At 71.4% G+C, this 16,522-nt stretch carries 15 protein-coding genes and 2 pseudogenes; 9 read left to right on the plus strand and 8 right to left on the minus strand.

Annotated elements, in window-relative coordinates:
- Positions 1-525 precede the first annotated feature (525 nt).
- The 3 genes from ACFYQA_RS28190 to ACFYQA_RS28200 all read right to left on the minus strand — a co-directional run bounded on the left by ACFYQA_RS28190 (position 526) and on the right by ACFYQA_RS28200 (position 1,465).
- The gene (locus ACFYQA_RS28190; RefSeq protein WP_388923509.1) at positions 526-678 is read right to left on the minus strand and encodes a hypothetical protein; all 153 of its coding nucleotides are present in this window, start codon (positions 676-678) and stop codon (positions 526-528) included.
- A gap of 228 nt (positions 679-906) precedes the next feature.
- Positions 907-1,065, minus strand: coding sequence for a hypothetical protein (locus ACFYQA_RS28195; protein WP_388923512.1), 159 nt, complete (start codon positions 1,063-1,065; stop codon positions 907-909).
- Positions 1,066-1,189: 124 nt separating this feature from the next.
- The gene (locus ACFYQA_RS28200) at positions 1,190-1,465 is read right to left on the minus strand and encodes a hypothetical protein (RefSeq protein WP_388923515.1); all 276 of its coding nucleotides are present in this window, start codon (positions 1,463-1,465) and stop codon (positions 1,190-1,192) included.
- Positions 1,466-1,832: 367 nt separating this feature from the next.
- Between ACFYQA_RS28200 and dhaK the strand changes: the two genes are divergently transcribed.
- Genes dhaK through dhaM form a run of 3 tightly spaced genes read left to right on the plus strand, consistent with a single transcriptional unit; the run spans position 1,833 to position 3,915 of the window.
- Entirely contained in the window at positions 1,833-2,825 is a 993-nt protein-coding gene (gene dhaK / locus ACFYQA_RS28205) for a dihydroxyacetone kinase subunit DhaK (RefSeq protein ID WP_388923518.1), read from the plus strand.
- A 48-nt stretch (positions 2,826-2,873) separates the two neighbouring features.
- A complete protein-coding gene (gene dhaL, locus ACFYQA_RS28210) occupies positions 2,874-3,509 on the plus strand; it encodes a dihydroxyacetone kinase subunit DhaL (RefSeq protein WP_388923521.1) in 636 nt (211 codons plus the stop codon).
- The gene (gene dhaM / locus ACFYQA_RS28215; RefSeq protein WP_388923523.1) at positions 3,502-3,915 is read left to right on the plus strand and encodes a dihydroxyacetone kinase phosphoryl donor subunit DhaM; all 414 of its coding nucleotides are present in this window, start codon (positions 3,502-3,504) and stop codon (positions 3,913-3,915) included. The genes dhaL and dhaM overlap by 8 nt, the downstream gene beginning before the upstream one ends.
- Positions 3,916-4,035: 120 nt before the next feature.
- Here dhaM and ACFYQA_RS28220 read toward each other — a convergent pair whose 3' ends face one another.
- The gene (locus ACFYQA_RS28220; protein WP_388923674.1) at positions 4,036-4,737 is read right to left on the minus strand and encodes a glycoside hydrolase family 75 protein; all 702 of its coding nucleotides are present in this window, start codon (positions 4,735-4,737) and stop codon (positions 4,036-4,038) included.
- Positions 4,738-5,100: 363 nt separating this feature from the next.
- Between ACFYQA_RS28220 and ACFYQA_RS28225 the strand changes: the two genes are divergently transcribed.
- Positions 5,101-6,063 (plus strand): fibronectin type III domain-containing protein, encoded by a 963-nt coding sequence (locus ACFYQA_RS28225; protein WP_388923525.1) that lies wholly within the window; start codon positions 5,101-5,103, stop codon positions 6,061-6,063.
- Positions 6,064-6,306: 243 nt separating this feature from the next.
- Positions 6,307-6,867, plus strand: a pseudogene (locus ACFYQA_RS28230) (hypothetical protein).
- A 261-nt stretch (positions 6,868-7,128) separates the two neighbouring features.
- Here the strand turns inward: ACFYQA_RS28230 and ACFYQA_RS28235 are convergent.
- The 3 genes and pseudogenes from ACFYQA_RS28235 to ACFYQA_RS28245 all read right to left on the minus strand — a co-directional run.
- Positions 7,129-7,659, minus strand: a pseudogene (locus ACFYQA_RS28235) (PadR family transcriptional regulator); the annotation flags it as partial.
- Positions 7,660-7,691: 32 nt separating this feature from the next.
- Positions 7,692-9,707, minus strand: a complete 2,016-nt coding sequence (locus ACFYQA_RS28240; protein WP_388923527.1) for an FAD-dependent oxidoreductase — start codon at positions 9,705-9,707, stop codon at positions 7,692-7,694.
- Between the two features lie 161 nt (positions 9,708-9,868).
- Complete coding sequence (locus ACFYQA_RS28245) at positions 9,869-10,249, minus strand: hypothetical protein (protein ID WP_388923530.1); 381 nt, start codon at positions 10,247-10,249, stop codon at positions 9,869-9,871.
- 309 nt (positions 10,250-10,558) lie between these two features.
- Between ACFYQA_RS28245 and ACFYQA_RS28250 the strand changes: the two genes are divergently transcribed.
- Positions 10,559-12,697 carry a SpoIIE family protein phosphatase gene (locus tag ACFYQA_RS28250; protein WP_388923533.1) on the plus strand — a complete coding sequence of 713 codons (2,139 nt, stop codon included), beginning with the start codon at positions 10,559-10,561 and terminating at the stop codon, positions 12,695-12,697.
- Here the strand turns inward: ACFYQA_RS28250 and ACFYQA_RS28255 are convergent.
- Entirely contained in the window at positions 12,687-13,505 is an 819-nt protein-coding gene (locus ACFYQA_RS28255) for a putative protein N(5)-glutamine methyltransferase (RefSeq protein WP_386391951.1), read from the minus strand. The two genes, ACFYQA_RS28250 and ACFYQA_RS28255, sit on opposite strands and share 11 nt — an antisense overlap.
- Before the next feature lie 331 nt (positions 13,506-13,836).
- On the opposite strand from ACFYQA_RS28255, the gene ACFYQA_RS28260 reads away from it, so the two are divergent.
- From ACFYQA_RS28260 to ACFYQA_RS28270, 3 genes are all read left to right on the plus strand, one after another.
- Positions 13,837-14,460, plus strand: a complete 624-nt coding sequence (locus ACFYQA_RS28260; RefSeq protein WP_388923537.1) for a sulfite oxidase-like oxidoreductase — start codon at positions 13,837-13,839, stop codon at positions 14,458-14,460.
- 55 nt (positions 14,461-14,515) lie between these two features.
- Positions 14,516-15,271 (plus strand): ferredoxin reductase, encoded by a 756-nt coding sequence (locus ACFYQA_RS28265; RefSeq protein ID WP_388923676.1) that lies wholly within the window; start codon positions 14,516-14,518, stop codon positions 15,269-15,271.
- Between the two features lie 238 nt (positions 15,272-15,509).
- On the plus strand, positions 15,510-16,478 hold the full coding sequence (locus ACFYQA_RS28270; RefSeq protein ID WP_388923540.1) for an acetylxylan esterase: 969 nt from the start codon (positions 15,510-15,512) through the stop codon (positions 16,476-16,478).
- The last annotated feature ends 44 nt before the right edge of the window (positions 16,479-16,522 follow it).

Consider the following 16,522-nt stretch of genomic DNA (forward strand, 5'->3'; position numbering starts at 1 on the left):
GATCGACACGTCATCCGTCAGCCGCCTCGCGGCCCCACCCTCAGCTCGCTCCACCCGAAGATCATCACATGTAGATCGTTAACTCATGGCCATTGGTCCAGGTCCTGTCCCGGACAGGACCATGAGCTGCGGTGACATCACCGACCCAGTCCTTGAGAGTGATGAGCGACCGGCTTACCCGCTAAGACAAGGCAGCGAGGGCGAGGCGGATGGTGCGCGACTGCTTCCGTAGGCGTATGGGCTTGGGCCTGTCTGCGTTCGTCCCGGCCGGTTCGACGGGGTGCGGTGACGTGCGCGGTGGCCGGGGAGGGCGGGTGAGGCGGCGGACCATGAGGGTGATGAAGGTCCAGGTGATGTGGGCCTCGCTGTGGGAGACGAGCCTTCATAGTCGCGGACGTTTCTCCTGGCTCTCATGATCTACGAGATGGCCCGCTCGACTCTCTACCGCTTGGCCAGGACGGCGAATCCGTCCTGGCCTTTGCGGCGGGGCACCGTCTTGAGCGTGATGCCGAGGAAGGAGTGGGACTAGCCGACGAGGGTTCCGCCGTAGGCGGAGTCCGCCCAGGCGACGACGAGTTCGGGATGGGTCAGGCGCAGGCGGAAGAGCTGGTCGCAGGCGGCGATACTGTCGTGCGGCGCCGCCGGCGCTATCCGGAGCCCGCAGGCCGCTGAACCCAACGGACTGATGAAAGCGACCCGCCGCAGGCAAGTTGCTTCCGGCAGACGGGTTCCCTGCATGCCACAGCGGACCGCTGGTCACAGACGCTTCGAGGACGAGGCCGGCAGTCGAGGACTTCGTTGCGTGCCAGGACCTGGGGCCGCCGAAGCAGTGCACCGAGTGTGTGGCCGGGGCTCGATGGCGGGCATGACCTGCTTTCCGGGTCACCTTGTACACCAGGAACACGATCACCCTGACATGCTCCCAGTCAGCGCCACACCATCGCTGCCGCCTGCGACGATGACTTTTCGGGCGGCACAAGTTCCCGTGACCCACACATCCGGCAGGCACCCCTCCCACTCAAGGTCGAAGAAGCCCTTCACGTCATCCCACAGCAGCTCAGACACCAGGCAATGCTGACCTCAGCCCGAACACAAACGCACCCGGATTTCCTTGACCAAACCCATAGAGGCACCCCCCGGACCACGTTCGGCCGGTCCGGTCCCTCATTGAGGGCGTCAGCAGGACTCATCAGGTAGTCGATGAGCCTGCAGAAGGACTCCGGGGCTGAGCAGGACCGCCGTGCGGCTCGGCCGGCATCGCTTCAAGGACGTCGGCCACCCAACGGTGCCGGGTCGAGCCGTCGTGCACCCAGTCCGTGCCGAGCCCAGCGAAGAACTCGGCGATGTACATGCTGGGCCGGTAAGGGAAGTACTTCGGTTCCGATGAGCTGCCGGGATCGTCGGAGCCGAGGTTTCCGCACACCAGGCCACCAAGAGATTCGAGCGTTCTCTTCCTGGACTTCACGACGGAGCCCCTCCCCCTCACCGCCCCGGCGGCCGCGCATGTCCCGTCCTCATTGCGGCCCGCCGCACGGCGAAGGCTGCAGACCGTCCCACCTTCCGGGCGCACCTGAGCGCCCGCGTACGTGCCCTTCACTCCCGCAAGGTCAATACTGTCAATACTTCAGACAAGAGGACTTCAGCCGGCCCGCAACCAAGCATCCAGCAGACCTGACGGCCCGTCATCAAAGTCAGCATTGAGTCAGCATCAGTACCGCCACAGCCCGCTCACGACCGCCACGGACCGTCAAGATCGAGAACTTCCCCTACCTGCTCTGACCAGCAAAAACGCAGGTCGAAGACTCACCCGCCAAGCTCCCTAGGAGACACCCGTGAAGATGTTGATCAATGTACCGGAGACCGTGGTCGCTGATGCGTTGCGGGGGATGGCGTCGGCCCATCCCGAGCTTGCGGTGGATGTGGAGAATCGGGTGATCGTCCGACGGGACGCTCCCGTGGCCGGGAAAGTGGGCCTGGTCTCCGGCGGGGGTTCCGGGCACGAGCCGCTGCACGGCGGGTTCGTGGGTCCCGGGATGCTCTCGGCGGCCTGTCCGGGAGAGGTGTTCACCTCTCCCGTGCCCGACCAGATGGTGCGGGCGGCGGCTGCCGTGGACAGTGGGGCCGGAGTGCTGTTCGTCGTGAAGAACTACACCGGTGACGTGCTCAACTTCGACATGGCCGCCGAGCTGGCCGAGGACGAGGGCATCCAGGTCGCGAAGGTGCTGGTCGACGACGATGTCGCGGTGACCGACAGTCTCTACACCGCGGGCCGGCGCGGCACCGGTGCGACGCTGTTCGTGGAGAAGATCGCGGGCGCGGCGGCCGAGGGGGGACAGCCGCTGGAGCGGGTGGAGGCTCTCGCCCGGCAGGTCAATGAGAACTCCCGCAGTTTCGGTGTGGCCCTGACCGCCGTCACCACGCCGGCCAAGGGCAGCCCGACCTTCGATCTGCCGGCGGGTGAGCTGGAGCTGGGTATCGGCATCCATGGCGAGCCGGGCCGGGAGCGGCGGCCGATGATGACCTCGGGTGAGATCGCCGAGGCCGCCGTCGGCGCGATCCTGGACGACATCACCCCGCGCAATCCGGTCCTGGTCCTGGTCAACGGTATGGGCGCGACCCCGCTGCTGGAGCTGTACGGCTTCAACGCCGAGGTGCAGCGGGTGCTCGGCGAGCGTGGTGTCCCCGTCGCCCGGGTACTCGTCGGTAACTACGTGACGTCGCTCGACATGGCGGGCGCCTCGGTCACCCTGTGCCAGATCGACGAGGAGACACTGCGGCTGTGGGACGCGCCGGTGAGGACCCCGGGACTGCGCTGGGGCATGTGAGGGACACCGGGGTGGTTGGTCACAGTGCCTATTACACAAGGAGTTCCAGTGCTCGACGCCGACTTCTTCCGCCGTTGGATGGCGGTCACCTCCACCACCGTCGACCGTGAGGCGGAGCGGCTCACCGCTCTCGACTCGCCCATCGGGGACGCCGACCACGGCAGCAACCTCCAGCGCGGGTTCAGCGCGGTGCGGGCCGCGCTGGACAAGGAGCCGCCCGCCACGCCCGGGGCGGTGCTGACCCAATCCGGGCGGCTGCTGATCTCGACGGTGGGCGGCGCCTCCGGGCCCCTGTACGGGACGCTGCTCCGCCGCACCGGCAAGGCGCTCGGTGACGCCCCCGAGGTGAGCAGGGAGCAGCTGGCCGAGGCACTGCGCACCGGGGTGGACGCGGTGCGGCAGCTCGGGGGCGCGGCGCCGGGCGACAAGACGATGATCGACGCACTGGTACCCGCGGTGGACACGCTCGGCGACTCCTTCGCCGCGGCGCGGGCCGCCGCCGAGGAGGGCGCGGTGGCCACGACACCGATGCGGGCCCGCAAGGGCCGGGCCAGTTACCTGGGCGAGCGCAGCATCGGACACCAGGACCCCGGAGCCACCTCGGCGGCCCTGCTGATCGCAGGCCTGGCCGAGGCCTCCGACGCCTCCGGTGCCTACGAGGCCGGGGAGGTGTCCGGTGGGTGACGACGGGAAGCTGGTGGGCATCGTCCTGGTGTCGCACAGTGCTCAGGTGGCGGCGTCGGTGGCCGAGCTGGCGAAGCAACTGGCGGGCGCCGGCAGTACGGTGCCCGTGGCCCCGGCGGGCGGCACGGAGGACGGCGGTCTCGGTACGAGCGCCGAACTCATCGTCGCCGCGTCCTCGTCCGTCGACCGCGGCGCCGGGGTCGCCGTCCTGACCGACCTCGGCAGCGCGGTGCTCACCGTGAAGGCGCTGCTCGCCGAGGGCGACGAGCTCCCGGAGCACACCCGGCTGGTGGACGCGCCGTTCGTGGAAGGCGCGGTCGCCGCGGTGGTCACGGCGTCGACGGGAGCGGACCTCGCGGCGGTGGAGGCCGCGGCGGCGGAGGCGTACACGTACCGGAAGACCTGACGAGCACGGTTGCGGCGGGAGTGACGGGCGGGCACTTTCGCCGCCCGTCACTCCCCCGCCCGTCACTTCCCGCCGGCCCCGGCGGGCTCGGGTTCAGGCCGCCGAGTGTGGTGGTTCGGCTCAGCCGCCGTTCACGAACTGCTGGGCCAGTGCCTCCCCCGCCGCCACCGCGGCCTTCCGGTCCTCGATGGGAGTCACCCGGCTGTCCTTGAACACGATGTAGGTGACACCGGAGGACGTGCCGCCGCTTCGTGGGTCGGGATCGATGCCGAGCGCTTCGGCCGTCGCGTAGGACGCCTCACCGATGATGTCCGCGGGGCCGGTGTCGCCGACGACCGCGTACTGCACCTGGTCGCCGTACACGACGGCCACCACCGAGCCGCCCCGGACGCCGTGCGCCCGGTAGTCCCAGAGCGTGCTCGGCACCGGCACCACCACGTAGGGCAGGGTCTCGGAGTTCAGCGGACGGCCGTCGGACTGCGCGAACGCGGTGGAGGCGGAGAAGTACGGGTCGGTGGTGATGTTGCAGCGGATGCCGGGCTGCCCGTCGCAGTCGATGTCCATGTCGGCCTTCCAGAACACGACCTCGTCGGTGCCACAGACGGGAATGGTGGCGGAGGCGCCCTGGTCGCTCCGGTACTTGCCGTGGGAGACGGGGGTGCAGTCACCGACCTCGGCCAGCAGGTCGGCTGCGCTGACGGAGCCACCCTGTCGTACGGCCGGTGGTTCCGTGCGGGCCTGCTGGAAGGGGGTGCTGTGGAGCATCGTGGGGGCGAGCACGGTGACGCCGGCCACGGCCAGTGCGAGCGACTGGACAGGGATCACGGTTTGCGGGCCTCTCGTGGGGGACACTGACGGGCACTCAGCCCCATCTCACCCCGGCCCCCTGGCGTGGCCACCGCAACAGGGCCGTACGGTGCACGTTCGGCTGCCCGACAATGGGCCGGGTGCCCGAGTCGGCGCCGGTGACGGTACGCGATCCGAGCCGCCCGAGCCACCACACCGCCCTCTTGATGCGGTCGCGTCATTCACGTCACCATGGAATCGAGCATTGGTCCGGACCATTCCTGTGCGCCATCGGGAGGCAGAGTCGTGCGAGGCATTCCTGTCACCGTTGCCCTCCCCTCCCGCCGTCCCCTCACGTGGCGTGGTGGCGCGCTCCGTTCACCGCTCCTGCTCTGCGGCGTGCTCACGCTCGTGCTTCTCCTGGTCGTCTCCTGCGGTGGCGGCGGATCCGGGACCGGGGACGGGGACGGCGGGCAGCCGCCCGGGGCTCCGGCGGGCGTCACGGCCGAGGCCGGCAGCGCCACGAGTGTGCATGTCATGTGGAACACCGTCGCTGCCGCGAGCGCCCGGGTGAGCCGGTACGAGGTGTACCGGGGCACCGCAAAGGTCAAAGAAGTACCCGGTTCCGAGCACATGGTGGATGTCACCAGGCTTCGGCCCTCCACCACGTATGCCTTCACCGTGCGGGCGCGGGACGCGGAAGGGCGGCTAGGGCCCCGCAGCCGGGAGGTGCGGGCGACCACACCGACGGCCACGGCGGCCGACCGGTCCGCGCCCAGCCGTCCCTCGGGCCTCCGCGGCAAGGCGGTCGGCAGCAGGGCCGTCCAGCTGAGCTGGTCCGCCTCGACGGACGACCGGGGCGTCCTGTCGTACGACGTCCACCAGGGGGAAACGAAGATCCACAGTGTCGGCGGAAGTCAGACCGCCACCGTGATGACGGGGCTGCGACCGGGCACCCGCTACTCCTTCACGGTCCGGGCGCGGGACGCGGCCGGCAACCTGTCTCCTCCCGGTGCTCCCCTCCGCCTGACCACCCCGGGCAGCGGCACCGGCCGCGCCGCGGCGCCCACCGGCTTCCGTGCCTCGAGCCACCGGTCCGAGGGGGCGTACCACATCGACCTCAGCTGGGTACCGCCGCGCGTGGACGGGGTGATCACGGAATACCAGGTACACCTGGACGGCCACCCGGCCACCTCCGTCGTATACGGCGGCCAGGCGCCGCGCGACCGGGCGACATACAGCTTCTACGCAGGACGCGAGGCGGGGGTCAGCCATCGAGTGCGGATCCGGGCCAGGCTGCCGGACGGAACCTGGGGCGGCTTCTCCACGGAGCACACGGTGACAACGGGCCCTCGGCGCTGAGCGGGACCGGGCCCCGCCGGGCAGGCAGGCCGAGCCGGGTTCGGGCGGGCCGAGCCGGGCCCGGTCCGGCGTCACTCGACGGGCGGGTTCACCGGGCGAGGGCCGTCGTCACCTGCCCGGCGGCGGCCGGAATGCGCCGCGGGCCGGGTGCGCGTTGGCTGGGCGCGTGGCAGCACGGACGCTCCCCGGCCCTCGGCGGCGCAAGGGATGTACCGCCGGCCGTGCCGCCGGGAGGCAGTTCACATGCGCTACTCGAAGCTCCTGACCCGCTCCGGCCTGACCGTCGCAGCCGCCGCCGCGCTGCCCCTGGCACTGGTCGGCCCGGCCGCCTCGGGTCCCGGCATCTCCGTGAGCGCGACCGGTTCGACCGTCTCCATCACGACCACCGCGTGCGCCCAGCTCAACGACAGTTAGGGCACCGCGTCCCTGCTCGCCGCCGACCAGTCGAATTTCTCCCAGGGCCGTCAGGTCGCCCTGTCCGGAACCGGGTCGGGGCAGTCCGCCGCCTGGCCGGACGTCGGCTCGGGCGCCCACACGGTGATCGTGATGTGCTCGAACGGGACCACCGCGGGCACCCAGTCCATCATCGTCTCCCCCGCCGCCCCTCCCTCTCCCAGTCCGTCGGTCACCGCCTCGCCCTCTCCGTCCCTCGGGGTGATGGGTGGCATCGGCGGCAGTTCCACGGACTACGGAACGGTGACGCTGGTGGCGGGCGGCGCGCTCGTCGGTACCGGTCTCGTCGGTACCGGTCTCGTCGCCACGGCCTGGTACCTGCGTCGGCGCAACAAGCCGGACCGGTTCTGAGACGGCGCCGGTCGCCACCACGTCCGACGCGCTCCGGTCGGGCGGCCGGCGTCACGCCTCTCCGGGGCCCGAACCGTCCGATTCCGCGCGCCCGGAGTCGGACGGTTCCGTGCGGGCGGGGGCCCGCGGGGGGTCGGCCCGCTCAGCGTCCGGCAGCGCTGTGTCCTCCTCGCGCTCCGTGCTCTTCGTACTCTTCGCACTCTGCGTGTTCTTTGTGCTCTGCGCGTTTTCCGTGAGCTCCGTGTTCTCCGCGGACTCTGCGATCTCCGCGAACTCCGCGACCGCGTGCCCGAGCCACCCGGTCCAGAAGGTCTCCAGGTCGATACCGGCCCGGAGCACCAGATGCCGGAGCCGGTCGTCCGGGGCGTCCCTGCCGGGCGGGAAGTCCCGCCGCTCGATCTCCTGGTACTCCGCCAGCTGCCTTTCGTGCAGCTCCAGATGGCGCCGCAGATCGGCCTCGAGGCCCCCGGCTCCGACCACCGCCGCCGCCCTCAGCCGCAACAGCAGCGCGTCGCGCATCGGCTTGGGGTCCTGCGCCGTGGAGGTCCAGCGGGCCAGTTCGGCGCGGCCCGCGGGCAGGACCTCGTAGGCCTTCTTCTGCCCGCGGGCGGGCTGTCCGGCGGCCAGCGCCCGGATCAGGCCCTCGGCCTCCAGTTTCCCCAGCTCGCGGTAGATCTGCTGATGCGTCGCGGACCAGAAGTATCCGATCGACTTGTCGAAGCGACGGGTCAGCTCCAGCCCCGACGACGGCTTCTCGAGCAGGGCGGTGAGGATCGCGTGCGGGAGTGACATGGGCCCCATTTTAGGGACGGCACAGGACTCTCCTAGAGAGCCGCCGCCACCTCCGTGCCCTGCTTGATGGCCCGCTTGGCGTCCAGTTCGGCGGCCACGTCGGCGCCGCCGATCAGGTGGACGGGGCGTCCGGCCGAGACCAGTTCCTCGTACAGGTCCCGGCGCGGTTCCTGGCCGGTGCACAGGACGATCGTGTCCACCTCAAGGACGGTGCTCTCGCCGTCGACGGTGAGGTGCAGGCCCGTGTCGTCGATACGGTCGTAGCGCACGCCGGGGACCATGGTGACACCGCGGTGCTTCAGCTCGGTGCGGTGGATCCACCCGGTGGTCTTGCCCAGACCGGCGCCGACCTTGGTCGTCTTGCGCTGGAGCAGGTGGACGGTGCGCGGCGGGGCGGGCCGCTCGGGTGCGGTGAGACCGCCGGGCGTGCGGTGGTCCATGTCGACGCCCCACCGGCGGAAGTACGTCTCGGGGTCCTCGTACGCCTTGTCGCCGCCGTCGGTGAGGAACTCGGCGACGTCGAAGCCTATGCCGCCCGCGCCGAGGACGGCGACCCGGTCGCCGACGGGGGCGCCGTCGCGCAGGACGTCGAGGTAGCCGAGCACGCTCGGGTGGTCGACGCCGGGGAGGTCGGGGACCCGCGGGATGACTCCGGTGGCGACGACGACCTCGTCGTGGCCGGCCACGTCGTCGGCCGTGGCCCGGGTGTCCAGACGTACGTCGACGGCCAGTTCGGCGAGCCGGGTGCGGAAGTAGCGCAGGGTCTCGTCGAACTCCTGCTTGCCGGGGACCTTGCGGGCGACGTTGAGCTGACCGCCGATCTCGCTCGCGGCGTCGAACAGGGTGACGTCGTGGCCGCGTTCGGCGGCGCTGACGGCGCAGGCCAGGCCGGCCGGACCGGCGCCGACGACTGCGACGCGCTTGCGGTGTCTGGTCGGGGAGAGCACCAGCTCGGTCTCGTGGCAGGCGCGCGGGTTGACCAGGCAGGAGGGGGTCTGCAGGTTGAAGGTGTGGTCCAGACAAGCTTGGTTGCAGCCGATGCAGGTGTTGATCGCCTCGGGCCGGCCGTCCGCGGCCTTGGCCACGAAGTCGGGATCGGCGAGCATCGGGCGGGCCATCGACACCATGTCGGCGTGTCCCTCGGCGAGCAGCTGCTCGGCGAGTTCGGGGGTGTTGATCCGGTTGGTGGTGACGAGCGGGACCGAGACCTCGCCCATCAGCCGCTTGGTCACCCAGGTGTAGGCGCCACGCGGTACGGAGGTGGCGATGGTGGGGATGCGGGCCTCGTGCCAGCCGATGCCGGTGTTGATGATCGTGGCGCCGGCCGCCTCGACGGCGCGGGCCAGCGTGATCACCTCGTCCAGGGTCGAGCCGCCGGGCACGAGGTCCAGCATGGAGAGCCGGTAGACGACGATGAAGTCCTCGCCGACCGCCTCGCGTACCCGGCGGACGATCTCGAGGGGGAAGCGCGTCCGGTTCTCGTACGAGCCGCCCCAGCGGTCGGTGCGCCGGTTGGTCTGCGCGACGATGAACTCGTTGATCAGATAGCCCTCGGAGCCCATGATCTCGACGCCGTCGTAGCCGGCCTGCCGGGCGAGGCGGGCGGTGCGGACGTAGTCGTCGATGGTGCGCTCGATGTCCGCGTCGGTGAGTTCGCGGGGCGTGAAGGGGCTGATCGGCGCCTGGAGAGGGCTGGGGGCGACCAGGTCCTGGTGGTAGGCGTACCGGCCGACGTGCAGGATCTGCAGGGCGATGCGCCCGCCCTCACGATGCACGGCCTCGGTGACGACGCGGTGCCGCTCCGCCTCCTCGTCGGTGGTGAGCTTCGCGCCGCCCTCGAAGGTCCGCCCCTCGTCGTTGGGTGCGATACCGCCGGTGACGATGAGACCGACGCCACCGCGGGCACGGGCGGCGTAGAACTCGGCGAGGCGCTCGAAGCCGTTCTCCGCCTCCTCCAGGCCTACGTGCATGGAGCCCATGAGGACCCGGTTGGGCAGGGTGGTGAAGCCCAGGTCGAGGGGGGTCAGCAGGTGCGGGTAACGGCTCATCGGGCCCTCCGTGCGCGGTGTCGTCCCTCTGTTGTAGAGGACGCGCACCCGTTTTTGCAACTAGTTGCAAAAACGTGGTGGAGGGCACACCGGCACGGCGACGCGCACGGCCGGAGGCGCCCGGCCGTGCTGACGTCCCGTCGCCCCGTTCCCGTCGGCAGTCACCGGCTTTCGAGGCGGACGTGCAGCTCCTTCTCCTGGTCGCCGGAGACCGTGTTCAGGTCGTGCACCGTGAACAGGGATTCCAGGGTGGTGCAGAACCGGTCGACCGCCCAGCAACCGCCCTGCAGGTCGGCCTCGACCGAGGACGCCAGCCGGACCGGGTCGTCCGGGCGGGCTCCGCCCTCGTGCGGGTCGGCGACGTCGAACGTGCCGAGCCACACCGTCGGGCGGGTCCCGGAGGACTCCTCCGGCACGTCGCCGGAGCGCCGGTCGGACGTGAAGTACGCGCCCAGGGTGTCGAACACGATCTGTGCGTCGTGCCTGTCGCACCCGCTGAGCTCGACCGAGACGGATTCCGGGTACGGTCGCTCGCTGCCCATCGTGATCGCTCCTTTCGTCGCGACGCCTTGCCGCGTCCTGCCATGCCTCGGCCACGTCCTTGCCGTGCCTTGCCTGGCCTGGCCTGCCACACGGCGTACCCCGCCCTCCCCCGCCCAAGCACACACACGCACAGATGCACTCCCCGCGCACGACCGGCGTACCCACGGGATCGCGGGGCACCCTACGCAGGAAGGAAAGAAGGTGGAGGAGACAGCCGGAGAGGCGGAAAATCGCCCCCACGCACGGTAGAACAAGTGATGTCGGCACATCACTGTGTGCCGCGGAAATCTGCGAAGGCGGGGCGTGCGATGAGTTCAGCCGGGTCTCCCCCGGTCGAGGACGACGGAGCCGGAGCGGCCCCTGGGCCGGTCCGTCCCAGCGGCCTGCTCGACGTGCTGCGCATGGCCTCGGTGGTGCTGGACCCCCAGGGCCGGATCGTGCTGTGGAGCCCCCAGGCCGAGGAACTCTTCGGGTACGGCACCGAGGAGGCACTGGGCCAGTACGCCGCCCGGATCATGGTGCACGAACAGTATCTGGATCTGGTGGTCACACTGTTCTCCGAGGTCATGCGGACCGGGCAGAGCTGGGCCGGGGCGTTCCCCATCCGGCGCAAGGACGGCAGCACCCGGCTCGTGGAGTTCCGCAACGTGCGGCTGACCGACGACCAGGGCGGCGTCTACGCCCTCGGCCTCGCGGTGGACCAGTCGACCGTGCGGCGGGTGGAGCAGGACGTGGCGCTGTCCACCCGGATCGTCGCCCAGTCCCCGATCGGGCTGGCCGTCCTGGACACGGATCTGCGGTACGTCTCGGTCAACCCGGCACTGGAACGGATCAACGGCGTCCCGGTCGAGGAACACTTGGGCCACACGATGTCCGAGGTGCTTCCGCAACTGGAGATCGAAGCCGTCGAGGCCGCGGCGAGGCGGGTCCTGGACACCGGGAAACCGGTCGTCGACCAGTTCATGCTCGGCCGGACCCCGGCCGATCCCGACGAGGACCACGCCTGGACCGCCTCCCTGTTCCGGCTGGAGAACGCGCTCGGCTCGGTGCTCGGCGTGGCCCTTTCCGTGGTGGACGTCACCGAGCAGCACCGGGCGGGCCTCGAGGCCGAACGGGCCCGGCGCCGGCTGGCCGTCGTGGCCGACGCCTCGGCTCGGATCGGCACCACGCTCGACCTGGAGCGTACGGCCCGTGAGCTGGCCGAGGTGGCCGTGCCGGAGCTGGCCGACGTGGCCGCCGTGGACCTGCTGGACACGGTGGTGCTGGGCCGCCGGAGCACCCTCGGTCCGGCCGAGTCGGCGGTGATCCGGGCGCTGGCGGTCCAGGGCACGGGCGCCGGCTCGGGGGACGCCCTACTGGCTGCCGATCCGCCGGGCCGGGTGGCCCGGTACGGCCCGGACCGGTTCGTCACCGAGTGCGTACGCACCGGCCTGCCCGTGATGCTGCCGCAGGTCAAGGACGAGGACCTGCCCCGGGTCGCCCGGTCCGCCGAGGCCGCCGAACTGCTGGGCCGGGCGGGCGTGCACTCGTATCTGGCAGTGCCGCTGATCGCGCACGGCGAGGTGCTCGGTGCGCTCGACCTCAAGCGCACCGGCAACCCGCTGCCGTTCGACGAGGACGACCTGCTGCTGGCCCGGGAGCTGGCCGCCCGCGCGGCCATACAGATCGACAACGCCCGCTGGTACCAGAGCGCCCGCGACGCCGCACTCACTCTGCAGCGCAGCCTGCTGCCCAGCCATCCGCCGGTGACGGGCGGGCTCGAGGTCGCCTCCCGCTACCAGCCGGCGGGGGCCACCAGCGAGGTGGGCGGCGACTGGTTCGACGTGATCCCCCTGGACGGCGGCAGGACGGCCCTCGTCGTGGGAGACGTGATGGGCAGCGGCATCCCCGCGGCGGCCACCATGGGGCGGCTGCGCACGGCGACGAACACGCTGGCCTCGCTCGGTCTCGATCCCGCGGTGCTCCTGGAGCACCTCGACCGGGTCATCGGCGATCTCGAGGACGCCATCGCCACCTGTGTGTACGTCGTCCACGATCCCCGTGAACGGCAGTTCCTGATCGCCAACGCGGGGCATCTGCCACCGGTGCGGGTCCGGGCCGGCGGCACCCCGGAACTGCTCGACCTGCCGACCGGGGTGCCGCTGGGGGTGGGTGGCGTCACGTTCTCGACCACCGTCGTGGGCCTTGATCCGGGCGACCGGCTGGTGCTGTACACCGACGGCCTGGTCGAGACCCGGCACCACTCGCTGGACGAGCGCCTCGACCGCCTGCTCACGCTGCTGCACGGGTCCGACCGCTCCCTCGAGGAGATGTGCGACCTGCTGCTGCGCACCCTGCACGAGCCCGACAACTTCGACGACGTGGCCCTGCTCATCGCCCGCGCGACCCTGCCCGGTGGCCCCGCGTCCCCGGGCCGTCCCGCCGCGTCGGACGGAGCTACGGTCTGACGCCGATCACGACATGGGCGTACTCCTCCTCCGGGACGGCCAGGCGGGTCCGCAGTCCGGCACCGGTGAAGGCCGCGGCAGCCGCGGGCGCCTGGCGGCGGGTCGTCTCCACCAGGAGGCAGCCACCGGGCGCCAGCCAGTCGGAGGCCCCGGCGGCCACCCGGCGCAGCACGTCGAGCCCGTCCGCGCCGCCGTCGAGCGCGACCCTCGGCTCGTGGTCCCGGGCCTCCGCGGGCAGCAGGCCGATCTCGTCGCTGGGCACGTACGGCACATTGGCCGCGAGGATGTCGACCCGGCCGCGCACCCTACCGGGCAGTGCCTCGAACAAGTCTCCCGTGTGCACCAGGCCGCCGACGTCCGCGACATTGCGGCGGGCGCAGCGCACGGCGGCCGGGTCGATGTCGGCGGCGTGCAGTTCGACCGTGCCGAGGCCGTCGGCCAGGGCGACGCCGACGGCGCCCGAACCACAGCACAGATCCACGACGACGGCCGCGTCGGGCGCCTGCGCGAGGGCCTGCGCCACGAGGAACTCGGTACGGCGCCGGGGCACGAAGACTCCGGGAGCCACGGTGATCCGTCGGCCGCTGAACTCGGCCCAGCCGACGACGAGTTCGAGGGGCAGCCCGCGGACCCTGCGCTCGACCATGCCGGTCACATGGTCCGGGGTGGGAGCAGCGGCGAGGATCAGTTCGGCCTCGGCCTCGGCGAAGACACAGCCCGCGGCGCGCAGCGCGGCCACGACGGAATCCGGTGCGGCGGGTGCGGACGGAGCGACGGGCGGGGAAGAGAAGGAAGAGGGGGACGGCATGGCAGCAGGAGCCTTTCGAGAGCCGAAGGGCGCTCCCGCGGTCACCTACTGGGGGCGATCCGCGTCGCTTCGTGGGGAGAGCACCCGACCTGACACAGCGGTAATGGGGCTCACCCCCTCGGCCGTCGACGGCTGGGACCCTCCGCAGCCGGAGCGCAACAGTACCCGAGGACGCCACCGCCCGTCCGGCACTTTTCCCGGGGCCGGCGGGCTCGCGGAACGGACGGCCGGCGGGCGAGCGGGCGAGACAGGTGTGCGGGCATTCCCGGACACCCCGTACGGTTGAGCCCGGAACCACCTGAGCACCACTCGCAACGGAATCGCCGATCACGTGAACATCACCCGCGGCTTCACCGGCCGCCCCCGCGTGCACAATCCCGGCCTGCCGCCCGGCCAGTACGACGCGGGCGACGAATGGCCCGTACTCTCCGCCGAGGTCACGCCCGACCTCGCGCCCGCCGACTGGGCGCTGCGGATCGACGGGCTGGTGGCGGAGCCCCGCACCTGGACCTGGGAGCAGGCCCACGCCCTGCCGGCCTCGGCGTACGAGGGTGCGATCCACTGTGTGACGAGTTGGTCGAAGTTCGGAGTGCAGTTCGGGGGTGTCTCCCTGGACACCTTCTGGGACGTCGTCCGGCCCCATCGGTCCGCCACCCATGTCGTCGCCTACTCGCACACCGGCTACACGGCGAACCTGCCGCTCGCGGACCTGACCGGCGGGCGGGCCTGGATCGCCTGGGAGTACGACGGCCGGCCGCTCCCGTCCGAGCACGGCGGCCCGGCCCGGCTGATCGTGCCCCATCTGTACTTCTGGAAGAGCGTCAAGTGGATCGCGGGCCTGCGGCTCCTCGACCATGACGAGCCGGGTTTCTGGGAGGGCAACGGCTACCACCCGCGGGGCGACCCCTGGGAGGAACAGCGGTACTCCGGTGACGGAGACGACGGAAATGGCTGAGGTGACCGAGCGGGCGGCACAGCCGCAGGAGGCCGGGAGCCGGCAGGCGGAGGCCTTGCCGGCGCCGTTCACCCCTCCGACACGGTTCGCCGTGCCCGGACGCATCGGAGTGAGCGCGCAGACGGCCTCGGTATGGCGGACGGCGACACTGACCGGTATCCGTCGCGAGACCCCGCGCGCCGCGACCTTCCGCTTCGCCGTGCCCGGCTGGCCGGGGCATGTGCCCGGCCAGCATCTGCTGCTGCGGCTGACCGCCGAGGACGGCTATGTGGCCCAGCGCCACTACTCGATCGCGTCCGCGCCGGACGACTCCGGGCACATCGAGCTGACCCTGGACCATGTGGCGGGCGGCGAGGTGTCGGGCTGGTTCCACTCGGTGGCCCGGCTCGGTGACCGGGTCGAGGTCCGCGGCCCGCTGAGCGGTTTCTTCGCCTGGCCGGGCGACCGGCCCGCGCTGCTGGTGGGCGCCGGCTCGGGCGTCGTCCCGCTGATGTCGATGGTGCGGCACCACAGGGCCCGGGGTCTGTCTCTGCCCTTGCGGTTGCTGGTGTCGGCGCGCAGTCCCGAGGAGCTGATCTACGGGGGCGAGTTCGGCGCGGAGACCCTGCGGGTGTTCACCCGGAGCGCGCCGGAGGGCACGGCCGTGGGACGTATGGCGGCCGCACATGTGGCGCCGCTCCTGGCCGAAACCCCTCCGGGTGGGTGGGAGGCCTATGTGTGCGGTTCCAACTCCTTCGCCGAGCACGCCTCCAGGCTGCTCGTCGCGGCCGGACAGCCCGTGGACCGCATCCGCATCGAGCGCTTCGGCTGACCCGCACCGCTCACCGGGTCAGCGCCACCGCCACCACGCCAGCCGGCCGGACCGGACCGGACCCGGCGGGACTGCCGTTCCGAACCCGGCTACGGCAAACGCTTTCCACGCCTTTTACCTGCGCCTCTCTTTCCTCGCGTACGCATGGGCCGAGTCCGGCGCAGGGTCTGGCGGGCGCTCCGACGGCCCACGTACGGTGTGATCGCTTCGTACTGTCCCGGCACAAAGGCGGTTCCTCATGCCCCTGTTCGACCTTCCCCTCGACGAGCTGCGCGAGTACCGGAGCGCGTCCACGGCACCGGAGGACTTCGAGGCGTTCTGGACCGGAACCCTCGCGGAAGCGCGCGAGCACGATCTGGACGCCCGCTTCGAGCCGGTCGACACGGGCCTGTCCACGGTGCGGGTCTTCGACGTGACGTTCGCCGGGTTCGGGGGCCATCCGGTCAAGGGCTGGCTGACGCTGCCTGCCGGGGCCGAGGCGCCGCTGCCGCTGGTCGTGCAGTTCATCGGCTACGGCGGTGGCCGCGGGCTGCCCCACGAGCATCTGCTGTGGGCCTCGACGGGCCGGGCGCACTTCGTGATGGACACCCGGGGCCAGGGCAGCGCCTGGGGCGGCGGCGGTGACACGGCGGACCCGGTGGGCGGCGCGCCCGCGTACCCCGGGTTCATGACGCGCGGCATCGACGCGCCCGAGAACTACTACTACCGCCGGGTGTTCACGGACGCGGTGCGCGCGGTGGAGGCCGCCCGTTCCCACCCCCTGACCGACGCGGCGCGCACCGCGGTACTCGGCTCGAGTCAGGGCGGCGGCATCGCCCTCGCGGTGGGCGGCCTGGTCCCGGACCTCGCGGCGGTGGCCCCGGACGTACCGTTCCTGTGCGACTTCCCGCGGGCGGCGACGCTCACCGACCGGCACCCGTACCGGGAGGTGGGCCTCTACCTCAGGACCCACCGGGGCCGTACCGGGGACGCTCTGCGCACCCTGTCCTACTTCGACGGCGTGCACTTCGCCGCCCACGGCTCGGCACCCGCGCTGTTCTCGACGGGCCTCGAGGACCAGACCTGCCCGCCCTCGACGGTCTTCGCGGCGTTCAACGCCTGGACGCACGACGACAAGTCGATCGAGGTGTACGACTTCAATGACCACGAGGGCGGTGGCCCCTTCCAGGAGGCTGCTCAGCTCCGCTGGATGCGTTCGCACATCTGAGGGACCGGACCGCGGACTTTCGGACAGGACGGCTTCGGCGGCTC

Source organism: Streptomyces sp. NPDC005774, assembly GCF_042871645.1.
Taxonomy (GTDB): domain Bacteria; phylum Actinomycetota; class Actinomycetes; order Streptomycetales; family Streptomycetaceae; genus Streptomyces; species Streptomyces pratens.

Coding starts and splice junctions, on each gene's coding strand:
- ACFYQA_RS28250 (WP_388923533.1), top strand. CDS start 10,559: ATGAGTTCAGCCGGGTCTCCCCCGGTCGAGGACGACGGAGCCGGAGCG.
- ACFYQA_RS28255 (WP_386391951.1), bottom strand. CDS start 13,505: ATGCCGTCCCCCTCTTCCTTCTCTTCCCCGCCCGTCGCTCCGTCCGCA.
- ACFYQA_RS28245 (WP_388923530.1), bottom strand. CDS start 10,249: ATGGGCAGCGAGCGACCGTACCCGGAATCCGTCTCGGTCGAGCTCAGC.
- ACFYQA_RS28270 (WP_388923540.1), top strand. CDS start 15,510: ATGCCCCTGTTCGACCTTCCCCTCGACGAGCTGCGCGAGTACCGGAGC.
- ACFYQA_RS28240 (WP_388923527.1), bottom strand. CDS start 9,707: ATGAGCCGTTACCCGCACCTGCTGACCCCCCTCGACCTGGGCTTCACC.